This is a genomic window from Streptomyces sp. NPDC087420, assembly GCF_044744165.1.
Classification (GTDB): domain Bacteria; phylum Actinomycetota; class Actinomycetes; order Streptomycetales; family Streptomycetaceae; genus Streptomyces.
This window is the reverse complement of the sequence record NZ_JBIUXU010000026.1, coordinates 1-13,309: the sequence shown is the minus strand read 5'-3', so window position 1 is coordinate 13,309 and position 13,309 is coordinate 1. Positions and strand designations below refer to the sequence as shown.

Sequence of the window (13,309 nt, the reverse complement as noted above, 5' to 3'; positions counted from 1 at the left end):
CCACCCCAGACCCGCACGGTCCGTACGTACATCGAAAGGCTCACCGTGATCCGCTGGAACGCCGATCAGACCGACCTGCGCGAGGGCCTGGCACGGTGGGGCGAGGCCTTGAGCGCCGGCCACATCGAACAGGACGAACAGGCCACGTTCTCCTGGGACAAGTGGAAGCTGATCCGGGAGACCGGCATTCTCGGACTGCCCTTCGGGGAGGAGTGGGGCGGCCTTGGACAGTCCCTGCTCACCACCATGCACGTGCTCGAAGGCCTGGGCGAGAACTGCCGCGACTCGGGGCTGAGTTTCTCGGTCACCACCACCATGGCCAGCACGGGTGTCCCCGTGGAGCAGTTCGGCACGGCGGCTCAGAAGGACAAGTACCTCACCCGGATCTGCTCGGGCGAGGTGATCGGCGCCCACGCGATCACCGAGGCGGAGAGCGGCTCGGACGCCATGGCGATGACCACCCGGGCCGTCCGGGACGGCGACCACTTCGTCCTCAACGGCGGCAAGATCTTCGTCAGCAACGGGCCGGTCGCCGACGTCATCGTCGTCTACGCGCGTACGCGCCCGGACGGCGGAGCCCTCGGCGTCACCGCGTTCCTCGTGGACCGGGACACCCCCGGCCTCGTCATCGGGAAGCCCACCAAGAAGATGGGCCTGCGCACCTCACCCATCAGCGAGCTCTACTTCGACGACTGCCGCGTCCCCGCCACCCAGGTGCTCGGCCGCGTCGGCGGAGGGTTCCTCGTGCTCGACCACGTGATGAAGCGGGAGATCCTCTACTCCTTCATCGTCAACGTGGGGGAGATGCGCCACCGTCTCGGCCGCCTCGTCGAGCAGGCGAGGACCCGCCGTTCCTTCGGGAAGACCATCGGCTCCTACCAGTCCGTCGCGAACAAGATCGTGGACGCGAAGATCCGGCTGGAGACGGCCGGCAAATGGCTCTACGACACCGGCGAACGCCTCGCGGCCGGCGAGAACGTCACCACCGACCTCGCCATCGCCAAACTCCTCACCAGCGAATCCAACCTCGCCACCAGCCTGACCGCCGTCCAGCTCTTCGGCGGACACGGCTACATGACCGAGTACGGCCTGGAGAAGGACGTGCGCAACGCCGTGGCCGGCACCATCTACTCGGGCACCAGCGAGATCCAGTACAACCGCATCGCCTCGATGATGGGCCTGGGCCAATGAGCGTGCCGGCCGGCGTCCTCAAGGTCTGCGGAGCCACCGGACCCGCCGACATCGCCCTGCTCGCCGACCACGGGGCGAACTGCGTCGGCCTCTGGCACGGTGTGCCCGGGGGCCACGCGGACCTGCCCGAGGACCGGCTGGCCGGCCTGGTCTCCGCCGCCCACGCCACCGGCCGGCTCGAACCGGTCCTCGTCACCTTCCTCGGCGATCCGGACGGCCTCGTCGCGGTGGCCCGCCGCACCGGGCTCCGCTGGCTCCAGCTGCACGCCTACCAGCCGCCTTCCGTGGTGAGGGCCCTGCGCGCCGCCCTGCCCGACGCGGTGCTGGTCAAGGTGCTCCACCTGCGGGACGGCGTCTGCCTGGAACGCCCGCTGATCGGCGCGTACGAACGGGCCGGCACGGACCTCTTCCTCCTCGACACCACCACCGAGGACGGCCGGATCGGCAGCACGGGACAGTCCCTCCGCGCACGCGACGTGCTGGACCTGCTGCCGCGCCTCACCCGGCCGTTCCTGCTCGCCGGCGGCATCACCCCCGCCCACCGCCCCGGCCTCGAAGCCGTCGTGAGCCACCCCGGGTTCCGCGGCGTCGACGTCGACACCGCGGCACGCGACGGCCACGGACGCCTCGCGGCGCCGGCCGTCAGCGCCCTGGCCCGCGCCTGGCGGACCGTACCGTCGTTCCCGGGGGGTGTCTCGTCGGTCATGCCGGGCTCGCGGGGTGGGGCACCGCGCCTCGCCGCGTTGTCGTCACTCGCCGATGCTCCGCATCGACTCCCTCCTCCGCCTTGCGATCCACGGCACCCCACCCCGCTCCCTGATCCGGCCTGACCGACGAGACACCCCCTGGAGGAGACCAGATGACCGCCCGTTTCCTGGAAGCCCTGCTGGCCGCCGAGCGCCCGCTGGTCATGGAGGTCAAACGGCGCGACGCGCACGGCTACGACCTGCTCGGCGGACGCACCCCGGCCGCGATCGTGGAGTCGTACGAACGCGCGGGCGCGCCCTGCATCTCCGTGGTGACGGGCCGCTGGTTCGGCGGGACGACGGCCCTGCTGCGCGATGTGGCCGCGCTCACCGATCTGCCGCTGCTCCAGAAGGACTTCATCACCCGCAAGGACCAACTGCGCGCCGCCAGGGAGCTGGGCGCGTCGGCCGTCCTGCTCACCGCCGCGCTGCTGCCCAGGTCGAGCATGCGCACCCTGATCTCCGGCTGCCTCGCCGAGGGCCTCACCCCCTTCGTGGAAGTGACCCAGGAGGCCGAACTCGACGGGCTGCCGCACGCCGACGAGTGTGTGGTCGCCGTCAACAACAAGGACATCAAGGTCAAGGAGAGCGATCGCGGAGACCTGGACCGGAGCATGGCCCTGCTGCCCGCCCTCCGCGCGTCCGGGACCCGGTGTCCGGTGAGCGCCAGCGCCATCGACAGCCCGGTCGCCGCCGCGCGCCTGCTCGACGCGGGCTTCGCGGGCCTGCTGGTCGGTACGTCGCTGCTGCGCACCGACAGCGCGGCCGGCTGGCTGGAGGACCTGGACCGTGCCAGGGTCCGGCCACCGTCCCGCACGCCCTGACCGCCCTGTCCCGTACCGCTCCTGGAGACCACCACCATGACCGCTCCGGCCGACACCACACCCCCGCCCGGCCCCGCCCTCGGCTCCGACCCCGGCCCCGCCGCCGGTCCTGACCTGGGCCCCGTTCTCGGACCCGACCTCAGCCTTGTCCCCGCCGTCCGGCCGATCCTCCTGGACGCCGGCGGGGTCCAGGTGTCCGGCCTGCTCGCCGAACCGGCCGATGTCCACGACGGCACCGGCGGCGCACCACGCGCCGTCATCGTCGCCGTGCACGGCCGCGGCATGTGCGCCGACTACTTCAACGGCCTGACCGACCCGCTCAACTCCCTGCTCACCCTGGGCGCGCGGCTCGGCCACACCGTACTGGCGCTGGACCGCCCCGGGTACGGGCTGTCCGCGCGCCGGCTCCCGGACGGCCACTCCCTCGGCGAACAGGCGGTCGTCCTGCACACCGCGCTCGCCGCCTTCGCCCGCACCCACCCCACCGGGGCCGGCTTCTTCCTCGCCGCCCACTCCGACGGCGGCAAGGTCGCCTTCCACATGGCGGCCGCCGAAGCCGGCGGGTCACTCCTCGGCCTGGACGTCAACGGCTGCGGCTGGCAGTACAACCCCGAGGCCCGCCACTTCCCCGACACCCTCGGCGGCGGCGCGTCCCGGCTCAACTGGGGGCCGCTGCATCTCTATCCGCCCGGTACGTTCCGGGCGAGCCGCTCCCTCCTCCAGCGGGTCCCCCGGCACGAGGCCGCCCAGACCGCCTCCTGGCCCGCGCAGTACCCGCGCCTGGCCGGCCGCGTCACGATCCCCGTACGCCTGACGTTCGCGGAACACGAACTGTGGTGGCGGCTCGGCGAGGACGACCTCGCCGCGATGACGGCCCTCCTCACCGCCGCCCCGCACGTCACGGTGGAGCGGCTGCCCGAAGCCGGCCACAACATCAGCCTCGGGTACGCGGCCCGGGCCTACCACCTCCGGGCGGTGGCGTTCCTGGAGGAGTGCCTGTTGCGCGGACACGCAGGCGCGCGCTGACCGCCACGGACGCGGCCGACACCTCGGTGATCACCATGTGGCCGGGGCCGAACGCAGTGCCACCCGGCGGCTACTCTGCGAACTCACAGGTGCCTCGACCGACTTCAGGAAGGACCTCCGCCATGGCGGCAGAGACCGCAGACCGTCCGCCGTACCCCGAGACCGGCCCCCGCTCCCTGCTGTCAGCGCTGTCAGCGCTGTCAGAGGGGAGGCGCTCCTTCTCCTTCGAGTTCTTCCCGCCGAAGACCGAAGCCGGTGAACGCACCCTCTGGAACGCGATCCGCCGCATCGAACCGCTCGCCCCCACCTTCGTCTCCGTCACGTACGGCGCGGGCGGCTCCTCGCGCGACCGCACCGTCGAGGTCACCAAGCGCATCGCCGCCGAGACCACCCTCACCCCGGTCGCCCACCTGACGGCCGTCGGCCACTCCGTCGCCGAACTGCGCCACATCATCGGCCAGTACGCGGACGCCGGCATCCGCGACGTCCTCGCCCTGCGCGGCGACCCGCCGGGCGACCCGCGCGCCGAGTGGGTCCGCCACCCCGAGGGCTTCGCCCAGGCGAGCGAACTGGTCGCCCTCATCAGGGACCTCGGCGACTTCACCGTCGGGGTGGCCGCCTTCCCCGAGCGCCACCCGCGCTCCGCCGACTGGGACACCGACATCCGCCACTTCGTCGCCAAGTGCCGCGCCGGCGCCGACTACGCCATCACCCAGATGTTCTTCGACGTGGACGACTACCTGAGGCTGCGCGACCGGCTGGCGGCCGCCGGCTGCACGACCCCGATCATCCCGGAGATCATGCCCGCCACCGACGTACGGCAGATCCGCCGCTTCGCCGAACTCAGCGACGCCCGCTTCCCCGACCACCTGGCCCGGCGTCTCGAAGCCGCCAGGGACAGCCCCGCCGACGGCCACCGCATCGGGGTCGAGCACGCCACGGCGATGGCCGGGCGACTGCTCGCCGAGGGCGCCCCGGGCCTGCACTACATCACCCTGAACCGGTCCACGGCCACGCTGGAAATTCACCAGAACCTCGGCGTGAGCGCGCGCGAGGTCCGCGAACCGGCCACCGTCCCCCGCTGAACCGGCTTCCCCGGGCGGCGGCCCTTCCGGCGCCGGAGTTGGACGCAGGGACATGCACCTGAGCTTTACAACTATGTACCGTCTCAGCGCCTTCGGCTTGACTGGACCCATGAGGCGGACGTCAGACAAGGAACTGCGATGAGTCACTACTCTCCCGGCACCCCCCACCCCTACGTCGCCCACCCCCCGCCCCCCGTGGCCGCGCCGGTGCGCCGCAGCAGGGCGGCCGGGCCCCTGCTGATGATCGCGACCATCACCATGGGTCTCATGGCGGGCCTGTTCTTCGCCTTCGACGTCTCCGTCATGCCCGGTCTGGCCAAGGGCGACGACCGCACCTACGTCACCGCGATGCAGAACTTCAACGCGCTGATCGACGGCAGTGGACTCTTCGGGATGGTCTTCGTCGGCGCGCTGCTGGCCACCGGCATCGCGGTGGTCCTGGAGCACCGCCAGGGCCGCCGGGCCGCCGCGCTCTGGATCGCCGCCGCCGCGGCGCTCTACCTGGTCGCCCTCGTCATCACGTTCAGCGTCAACATCCCCCTCAACAACGAGCTGGCCGCCGCCGGGGACCCCGCGAAGATCACCGACTTCTCGGTCGTCGACAAGTTCAAGGACACCTGGGTGGCCACCAACATCGTGCGGACCCTGGTCTGCACCGCGGCCCTGGGCTTCCTCACCCGCGCCCTGGTGCTGCACGGGCGCGGGACCTCCCCGCTGCGCCCCGGCGCCGTCTGAGCCCCCCTCAGCGGCACCGCCGGACCGCAGGTGACGCGCCCGCCCTTCCCGAGTGGCTCCCAGGGGAAGGGCGGGCGCTTCGCCGTCCGGACCGCGTCGGTCCCGCGCCGCCCGGGGCCTGCGCGGCCTCGGGTAGAGTGAAGTCGTCCTTCAGCAGTGAGCGATCGAGGAGGTGGACCCCATTACCGCTGTATCAGGCCGGGTGCTCCTCCTCACGGCCGTGCGGTCCGACCGACCCAGGTGACCGCGGGAGCGCCCGAAGGCGTTCCCGAAAGGCTCCGATGTCGGTTCCACCGTCCCTTCTCCCGCTCTCCACCGTTGTCACCAGACTTCGCGCCGCCGGCTGTGTCTTCGCCGAGGACGAGGCGCGACTGATCCTCTCCACGGCCCGCACCCCCGCCGAACTCACCTCCATGGTGGACCGGCGGGTCCACGGACTTCCCCTCGAACACGTCCTGGGCTGGGCGGAGTTCCGGGGCCGCCGCATCACCGTGGACCCCGGGGTGTTCGTCCCGCGCCGGCGTACCGAATTCCTCGTCGACCAGGCCGTGGCCCTCGCGGTCCCCGGCGCCGTGGTGGTCGACCTGTGCTGCGGCTCGGGCGCCCTGGGCGCCGCGCTGGCCGCCGAGCTGGACGGGGTGGAGCTGTACGCCTCCGACATCGACCCCGCCGCCGTCCGGTGCGCCAGGAGCAATGTCGCCGCCGCGGGAGGCCGGGTGTACGAGGGCGACCTGTACGACCCGCTCCCCGCCGAGCTGGCCGGACGCGTCGACGTCCTCCTCGCGAACGTGCCGTACGTCCCCACCCGGGAGATGGCGCTGCTGCCCGCGGAGGCCCGGCTGCACGAGGCGCGGGTGGCGCTCGACGGGGGAGCGGACGGCCTTGACGTCCTGCGGCGGGTGACGGCCGAGGCCGCGCGCTGGCTGGCACCGGGCGGCCGGCTGCTGTTCGAGACGAGCGAACGCCAGGCGGCCGAGGCCGTCGCGACCGTCGCCGGGGACGGCCTGCTCCCGCGCACGGTCACCTCCGACGAGCTGTACGCGACGGTGGTCATCGGTACGAAGGCGCGCGCCCTCCCCTGAACGGCCCCGGGGCACGGCTGTGAGCGCCGGGCGGGTCGCCGCGCGCGCCCTCCGCCGGGCGGCGCGCGTTCGTACGCCGAATGCCGCGCGCGAGGTGACGTGAGCGGTGAGATCTCGTTGGGGAGGCGAATCAGGCCGGGCGGTGTGCGGGAGCCGGACACCGCCCGCCCCCGACGCGACCGGAGAGAGCCATGACCACTGCTCACGCCCCCCACCCCGACCACGCCCACCGCCACGGCGAGGGCTGCGGCCACGTGGCCGTCCCCCACGGCGACCACGTGGACTACGCGCACGACGGCCACCTCCACCAGGTCCACGACGACCACGTGGACGAGTGCGAGGCCGCCGGCCACGCGCCGCACGGCGAGCACGGCCACCGGCACGGCGAGGGCTGCGGCCATGTCGCGCTGCCCCACCGCGACCACGTGGACTACGTCCACGACGGCCACCGGCACGCCGGGCACGACGGCCACTGGGACGACCACTGACCCACGGCCGCGCGTGCGGGTCCGTGGGTGACGCGTGAACGGGCGGGCGGCCCCCGACGTCCCGGGGCTACCCGCCCTCCCCCGGGGGGACGGTCGGGGGAGCGCTCTCCGGACCACGTAGCATCACCCGTATGGAGCAGCGTGTACTGGGCAGGACGGGACGAGACGTCTCCGTCGTAGGACTGGGAACTTGGCAGCTGGGCGCGGACTGGGGGGACGTGACCGAGTCGGACGCGTTCGCCGTCCTCGACGCGGCGGTCGAGTCGGGTGTGACCTTCTTCGACACCGCGGACGTGTACGGGGACGGCCGCAGCGAGCAGCTGATCGGCCGCTATCTCAAGGACCGGCCGGACGCCGGGATCTTCGTCGCGACGAAGATGGGCCGGCGGGCCGAGCAGCTTCCGGAGAACTACACGCTGGACAACTTCCGGGCGTGGAACGACCGTTCCCGGGCGAACCTCGGCACCGACACCCTCGACCTGGTCCAGCTGCACTGCCCGCCGCCGGCCGTCATCGCCTCGGACGCCGTCTACGACGCGCTCGACACGCTGGTGGACGAGCGGCGGATCGCCGCCTACGCGGTGAGTGTCGAGACCTGCGCCGAGGCGCTGGCGGCCATCGCCAGGCCCGGCGTCGCGAGTGTGCAGATCATCCTCAACGCCTTCCGGCTCAAGCCGCTCGAAGAGGTGCTGCCGGCCGCCCGTGAGGCGGGCGTCGGCATCGTCGCGCGGGTGCCCCTGGCCTCCGGCCTGCTGTCCGGGAAGTACACCAAGGACACGGTCTTCGCCGCCGACGACCACCGCACGTACAACCGGCACGGCGAGGCGTTCGACCAGGGAGAGACCTTCTCCGGCATCGACTACGAGACCGGTCTCGCGGCGGCGGCCGAGTTCGGCGAGCTGGCCCCCGAGGGCGCCACGGCGGCGCAGACGGCCCTGCGCTGGATCGTCCAGCAGCCCGGCGTCACGACCGTCATCCCCGGCGCCCGCTCCGTCGGGCAGGCCCGGAGCAACGGCGCGGCGGCGGAGCTGCCCGCCCTGCCGCAGCCGACCCTGGACGCCGTCAGGGACCTGTACGACCGGCGGCTGCGCGCCTCGGTCCACGGGCGCTGGTAGGCACCGCCTCCGCACCCGGGCGAACCACGCGGCCGCGATCGGCGCCGGACCCCTGCCGGTCCGGCGCCGAGGGGCGCCGACCGGCGTTGATCGGGAGATAAAACGGGATGATCGTGGGCCGATTGCCGCGCCAGGGTGCGGCGCGGCTGCAAGAGTTGGTCGTTTCTGTGGCTGTATCGCGTTGCGCCATGTAGCGTCTTGATCAGCTGTCGTGGTTCCGAAGTACCGCTCGCCCGTGACGCACCGTCACGGGCGTTTGTGCTGTTCAGCGTCTCTGCGGACCAAGGCGATCACCTCCGGTTCCCCGTACCGTGCGGGGGACCATGCGTCCCGGATACGGAGATTCAGCATGGCCAGTGGAACAGTGAAGTGGTTCAACTCGGAAAAGGGCTTCGGCTTCATCGCGCAGGACGGCGGTGGCCCCGACGTGTTCGCGCACTACTCGAACATCGCGACCTCCGGCTTCCGTGAGCTCCAGGAGGGCCAGAAGGTGACCTTCGACGTCACCCAGGGCCAGAAGGGCCCCCAGGCGGAGAACATCCTCCCCGCCTAAGGGCTGAGAGCAGAGCCGTCCCGCACGCCCGCGAGGGCACGGACGACAGGGCGCCGGTCCGACGGGTTCTCCCCGCCGGGCCGGCGCCCGCTCCTCTTTCCGGCGCGCGGAGGCGGTGCGTGGAGGCCGGCACGCGGCGAGGCCGTCCGTGCAGATTCCGGTCTCGACAGGTCGATACTGGAAGGTAAGGTGAGAGTCATGAGCCTCCGCCATGCCCTTCTGGGACTTCTGGTCGACCGCACCGCGAGCGGGTACGACCTGATGAAGCTGTTCGACACCTCGCTCGCCAACGTATGGCCCGCCACGCAGAGCCAGGTCTACGGCGAACTGGGCAAGCTCGACACCACCGGTCTGGTCGAGGTGGTCGCGGAGGGGCCGCGCGGGCGCAAGGAGTACGGGCTCACCCCGGAGGGCCTCGCGGAGCTGCGCCGCTGGCTGGTCGAGGAGGAGGGGAGCCGTCCGCAGCGCAGCGAGACGCTGCTCCAGGTCTTCTTCCTGGGAGTCCTGCCCAAGAACCAGGCCGTCGCCCGGCTGCTGCGCCAGGCCGGCACGGCGGCCCGGCAGCACGCGGGGCTCGCCGCGCTGAAGGAATCGGTCGACTGGGAGGACGGCATGCTGTCCGTCAACGGGAGGCTGGCGCTGGAGTACGGGCTCCGCCTGCGGGCGATGGAGGAGGAATGGGCCCGCTGGGCGGCCGACGAGGTCCTCCGCAAGGGCAGCGGGAGGGCCGCCGACGCGGAGGACGCCCCCGCGGAGGCCCCGGAGAGCTGACAGGAGGGCGGCGCCCGGTCCCACTCGTGGTCGCGGGCCCGGACCGCGTGGCGTCCGCCCGTGGTGGCTCAGGCCGTCGATTCCGGTGGTGCCGCCGTCGTACGGGCCAACTCCCCGCCACCCGCCGTCCGCAGGGCCAGCCGGCAGCCGGCGCAGTCGCCGTGCCCCTCGGTGGCCGTCCGGTCCCGGATCCGCCAGGGCCACTGGTCGGCGGTGCGCGGCCCCGGCGGCTTCCCCCAGCCGGTGAGATGCAGCACCCAGGTGACCAGCGCGCCCACGGCTGTCACGCCGAGGCCCAGCCATATGCCCGGCACCCAGGCGGCGCACATCGCCGCTCCCGCGCCGGCGGTCCCCGCGCACGCGATGACCGTGCCCGTCCATCCCGCGACGGTGTGACCCGGGTCGACCTCGCCGTGTGCGCTCATGGGGCTTCCTCACTCCTCGGGAGAGTGCTGTCTCAGGAACGCGGTACCCAGGTGCCACGCCCGGACAACCGGCTCGAACGGGCCGGGTTCACCCGCGTCGAGGAACTGATGCGCCGGTCTCCAGGTGGACGATGTTGGACTGCTCTCCGTACACGAAGGCCCGTACGCGATAGGACGCCGTCTTCTCGTCCGGCAGGGTGATCAGGCCGAAGGAGTTGATGTCCGGGTCCAGGACGGCCACGGGGCGGTACGTCTCGCTCCCCGACGGCCTGGTCTCCAGCAGGAAGCCGTCCTCGTCCTCGGCGTGATCGGTCCAGGTGAATCTGATGCCCGCCGCGTGCATGACCGTCGCCCGGAGGCCGCCCGGCGCGGCGGCGTCCGCCGGCCGTGTGCTCCCGGCGGCCGGGGTCTCGCCGGCCGCCGCGTCCACCACCGGATGGGTGTCGGCCGGCGGCCCGTCGACGGTGCGGGGTGCCGTCCAGGTGTGGTCGTCCTCCTGGTCCTCGGCCGTCGGCTCCCCCGGGGGGAGTGTGACCTCGACGGGCGCCGAGGCGGGGCCGGAGTAGGGCCGTAGCCGGTAGAAGAAGGGGGTGTGCGGCATGAGGTCCGGGTGCTGGTAGTCCGTCCGGCCTGGCGGCATGAACTCCAGGACGGTGTACGGGCCCGTGGGTTCGGTCGCGAACTCCAGTACGCGGCCCGCCGCGCCCGCCTCGTCGCCCTTCCAGCGCAGGGTGGCGTCCACCGGGGAGTCCAGTTTCCCGGTGAGCGTGAGGCCGCCGCCGGGTGGTGCGGGGCGCGCGGCCCTCGTACGGTCCGGTGTCGCGTCGGGTGACGCGGTGCAGCCCGCCAGGACGAGGAGGAGCACCACCATGGCAGGGGTGCGCGGTTGTGGAAGCACGGAGGGGGGTCCTTCTGGCGTGTGGGGGGAGATGGTCCGCGCCGGTGTCCGCCCGCGCCGGGACGCGGACACGCCCCAGGGGGTCACCGGCGCGGGGGCGAAGCGCGATCCGGAGGAGACGGCCTACTTGCTCCAGAACTTCACGTTGCTCCACACGACCGTGGCAGGACCGCTGCCGCTGTCGGTGCGGTACGCGCCGAACTTGTCGTAGAAGCTGCCGCCCGGACTGCTGTAGGTGTGCTTCAGCGAGCCGTTGATGTACGTACGGTGCGAAGTGCCCACCTGGTGCACGGTGTTGACCCGGACCGTGGCGCCGACGGTGCCCGCGGTCGAGAGTGTGGTTCCGCCGTGCACGGCGTACAGCCGGCCGCCGCGCTCGGCCGCCAGCATGAAGTACGGCCCCGAGGCGGACTCGTTGAACGTCTGCTTCAGGCTGATCCGGGTGCCGCCCATGCTCGAGATCCGGAAGTACCCCTCGAACTGGCGGGTGCCGCCGGTGTAGGTGGCGTACCTGCGCTCGGCGCGCTGGTCACCGCTCGCGGTGGAACAGGTCAGGGTGAAGGTCAGGTTGTCGACCTGGCCGCACCCCCGCTCCTGCACCGTGAAGGAGGGGGACGTCGCATTCCACCCTCCCGGTTCGACTTCCGCGTGAGCGGCCGGAGCCGCCATGAGAAGTGCGGAAGTGGCGGAAAGGACAGTGACGATACGGATTTTCCGGGACACGTCTCACGTCTCCATTCCCAAATGACTTGGGCGACAGAGTAGAAGCGCGCGCGGCGGCCGACAAGGGATTCAGCGGAAGTCAACGAAGTTCAGGGATATGAATGCACGTTTGGCGTGAATGACGCAAACCTGGCGATGAATTGAGCCTGCGAGGGGGTCGATATTCAGCCTGCTGAACGGGAGGACAGGTCTTTCTTTTCCTGCGACGCGGCCCGGAAGCTGCTTGCCGGGACGGTGAGATTCCAGGCCGTGATGACGGGATTGCCGTGTTCCAGGCCGAGTCGCGACACGGTTCCGGTGGTCAGCTGGAAAAGCGCGCCGGCCGCCGGGCTCAGTCCGAGATAACGCGCGGTCAGTACACGCAGGAAATGGCCGTGCGACACGAGGGCGATGTCGTCGTCGCCCGCCCGCAGGGTGTCCATGATCTCGCCCAGCACGCGGTCGGCGCGGGCCCCGACGTCGCCGGGCTGCTCGCCGGGGTGGTCGGCCGGACCCGGGGGCACGCCGTCGGTCCACAGGCTCCAGTCCGGACGGGTCCGGTGGATGTCCGCGGTGGTGATGCCCTCGTAGGCGCCGTAGTCCCATTCGTGCAGGTCGGGAGTGATGCGCGGGGCTTCCAGGCCGGCCAGTTCCGCCGTGCGCCGGGCCCGCGCCAGCGGGCTGACCAGTACGAGCCCGATGGGGCGCTCCCGCAGCAGCGGCGCGACGGCGCGGGCCTCGTCCTCGCCGTGTGCCGTCATCGGCAGGTCGGTGGCCCCGGTGTGCTGTCCGGACAGCGACCAGGCCGTCTCGCCGTGCCGTACGAGGATCAACTCACCCATGACTGACGCCTGCTTCCTGCTGTCCGCGCTCCGGCCGTCCGGAGTCACCCCCAGTCTCTCCTGTTCCACGGGCCGGGACGTGGCGGGAATGTCACAAGGGGGTGGTGTGTTACAGAGACGTACCGCTCGATGGGAGCGATATCGAGAGTCTGGAGCCCCCATGGCACGCAGCGAAACCCGTCCGGTCGTCACCCTCCGGTCGACGGCGGGCACCGGCCAGGCGTACGTGACGCGCAAGAGCCGGCGGAACAATCCCGACCGTCTTGTCCTTCGTAAGTACGACGCGGTCGCCGGCGAGCACGTGATGTTTCGCGAAGAGCGCTGACCGGCGGGCGTCGTACCGAACGCCCCGTCCCACCCCCTCCACCCGTACCGAGGAAGGATTCCGCATGAAGCCTCGTATCCACCCCGTTTCCCGTCCGGTCGTCTTCCGGGACCGCGCCGGCGGAGCCTCCTTCCTCACGCGTTCCACCGCTGACTCGGAGCAGCGTGTGGAGTGGGAGGACGGCAACACCTACCCCGTCATCGACGTGGAGATCTCGTCCGCGAGCCACCCGTTCTACACCGGACGCGGCCGTGTGGTGGACACCCAGGGCCGAGTGGAGCGCTTCGAGCGCCGCTACGGCAAGCGCGGGAACACCACCGACTGACTCCTCCCGGGCCGCGAGGCCCTGGGGCGTATGACTCCTCTCGGAGACCGGCAGCCGGGGCCCCCCCCCCGCCCGGGGGGGGGGGGGGGGGGGGGGGGGGGGGGGGGGGGGGGGGGGGGGGGGGGGGGGGGGGGGGGGGGGGGGGGGGGGGGGGGGGCCAAAAGGGCCCCGGTGGC

The 13,309-nt window shown here is 72.1% G+C and carries 17 protein-coding genes; 13 read left to right on the top strand and 4 right to left on the bottom strand.

Annotation, left to right across the window (positions count from 1 at the left end; genetic code table 11):
• Positions 1–45: 45 nt before the first annotated feature.
• From ACIO1C_RS34970 to ACIO1C_RS34920, 11 genes are all read left to right on the top strand, one after another.
• Positions 46–1,191 (top strand): acyl-CoA dehydrogenase family protein, encoded by a 1,146-nt coding sequence (locus ACIO1C_RS34970; protein WP_401871616.1) that lies wholly within the window; start codon positions 46–48, stop codon positions 1,189–1,191.
• The gene (locus tag ACIO1C_RS34965; RefSeq protein ID WP_401871613.1) at positions 1,188–2,021 is read left to right on the top strand and encodes an N-(5'-phosphoribosyl)anthranilate isomerase; all 834 of its coding nucleotides are present in this window, start codon (positions 1,188–1,190) and stop codon (positions 2,019–2,021) included. Before ACIO1C_RS34970 ends, ACIO1C_RS34965 begins: the two co-directional genes overlap by 4 nt.
• Before the next feature lie 29 nt (positions 2,022–2,050).
• Positions 2,051–2,761: an indole-3-glycerol-phosphate synthase gene (locus tag ACIO1C_RS34960; protein WP_401871610.1), complete on the top strand. Its 711-nt coding sequence runs from the start codon at positions 2,051–2,053 to the stop codon at positions 2,759–2,761.
• A 36-nt stretch (positions 2,762–2,797) separates the two neighbouring features.
• Positions 2,798–3,787: an alpha/beta hydrolase gene (locus ACIO1C_RS34955; RefSeq protein ID WP_401871608.1), complete on the top strand. Its 990-nt coding sequence runs from the start codon at positions 2,798–2,800 to the stop codon at positions 3,785–3,787.
• A 122-nt stretch (positions 3,788–3,909) separates the two neighbouring features.
• Positions 3,910–4,872, top strand: a complete 963-nt coding sequence (metF, locus tag ACIO1C_RS34950) for a methylenetetrahydrofolate reductase [NAD(P)H] (protein ID WP_401871605.1) — start codon at positions 3,910–3,912, stop codon at positions 4,870–4,872.
• A 138-nt stretch (positions 4,873–5,010) separates the two neighbouring features.
• Positions 5,011–5,607 carry a DUF1772 domain-containing protein gene (locus tag ACIO1C_RS34945; protein WP_401871603.1) on the top strand — a complete coding sequence of 199 codons (597 nt, stop codon included), beginning with the start codon at positions 5,011–5,013 and terminating at the stop codon, positions 5,605–5,607.
• 281 nt (positions 5,608–5,888) lie between these two features.
• A complete protein-coding gene (locus tag ACIO1C_RS34940; RefSeq protein ID WP_401871600.1) occupies positions 5,889–6,689 on the top strand; it encodes a putative protein N(5)-glutamine methyltransferase in 801 nt (266 codons plus the stop codon).
• 191 nt (positions 6,690–6,880) lie between these two features.
• A complete protein-coding gene (locus tag ACIO1C_RS34935; protein WP_401871598.1) occupies positions 6,881–7,177 on the top strand; it encodes a hypothetical protein in 297 nt (98 codons plus the stop codon).
• A gap of 131 nt (positions 7,178–7,308) precedes the next feature.
• Positions 7,309–8,292: an aldo/keto reductase gene (locus ACIO1C_RS34930; RefSeq protein ID WP_401871596.1), complete on the top strand. Its 984-nt coding sequence runs from the start codon at positions 7,309–7,311 to the stop codon at positions 8,290–8,292.
• Positions 8,293–8,641: 349 nt separating this feature from the next.
• Positions 8,642–8,845, top strand: a complete 204-nt coding sequence (locus tag ACIO1C_RS34925) for a cold-shock protein (RefSeq protein WP_167022364.1) — start codon at positions 8,642–8,644, stop codon at positions 8,843–8,845.
• Positions 8,846–9,043: 198 nt separating this feature from the next.
• Positions 9,044–9,616, top strand: coding sequence for a PadR family transcriptional regulator (locus ACIO1C_RS34920; RefSeq protein WP_401871593.1), 573 nt, complete (start codon positions 9,044–9,046; stop codon positions 9,614–9,616).
• A 68-nt stretch (positions 9,617–9,684) separates the two neighbouring features.
• On the opposite strand, the gene ACIO1C_RS34915 is transcribed toward ACIO1C_RS34920, so the two are convergent.
• The 4 genes from ACIO1C_RS34915 to ACIO1C_RS34900 all read right to left on the bottom strand — a co-directional run bounded on the left by ACIO1C_RS34915 (position 9,685) and on the right by ACIO1C_RS34900 (position 12,483).
• The gene (locus ACIO1C_RS34915) at positions 9,685–10,041 is read right to left on the bottom strand and encodes an HGxxPAAW family protein (RefSeq protein WP_401871592.1); all 357 of its coding nucleotides are present in this window, start codon (positions 10,039–10,041) and stop codon (positions 9,685–9,687) included.
• Between the two features lie 88 nt (positions 10,042–10,129).
• Positions 10,130–10,939, bottom strand: coding sequence for a fibronectin type III domain-containing protein (locus ACIO1C_RS34910; protein WP_401871589.1), 810 nt, complete (start codon positions 10,937–10,939; stop codon positions 10,130–10,132).
• A 123-nt stretch (positions 10,940–11,062) separates the two neighbouring features.
• Positions 11,063–11,539: a hypothetical protein gene (locus ACIO1C_RS34905; RefSeq protein ID WP_401871587.1), complete on the bottom strand. Its 477-nt coding sequence runs from the start codon at positions 11,537–11,539 to the stop codon at positions 11,063–11,065.
• A gap of 287 nt (positions 11,540–11,826) precedes the next feature.
• Entirely contained in the window at positions 11,827–12,483 is a 657-nt protein-coding gene (locus tag ACIO1C_RS34900; RefSeq protein WP_401871584.1) for a histidine phosphatase family protein, read from the bottom strand.
• Between the two features lie 160 nt (positions 12,484–12,643).
• Here ACIO1C_RS34900 and rpmG point away from each other — a divergent pair, with 160 nt between their 5' ends.
• Both rpmG and ACIO1C_RS34890 read left to right on the top strand, forming a co-directional pair.
• On the top strand, positions 12,644–12,808 hold the full coding sequence (gene rpmG, locus ACIO1C_RS34895; RefSeq protein ID WP_161306795.1) for a 50S ribosomal protein L33: 165 nt from the start codon (positions 12,644–12,646) through the stop codon (positions 12,806–12,808).
• A 64-nt stretch (positions 12,809–12,872) separates the two neighbouring features.
• Positions 12,873–13,133 carry a type B 50S ribosomal protein L31 gene (locus tag ACIO1C_RS34890; RefSeq protein ID WP_401871581.1) on the top strand — a complete coding sequence of 87 codons (261 nt, stop codon included), beginning with the start codon at positions 12,873–12,875 and terminating at the stop codon, positions 13,131–13,133.
• Positions 13,134–13,309: the final 176 nt, after the last annotated feature.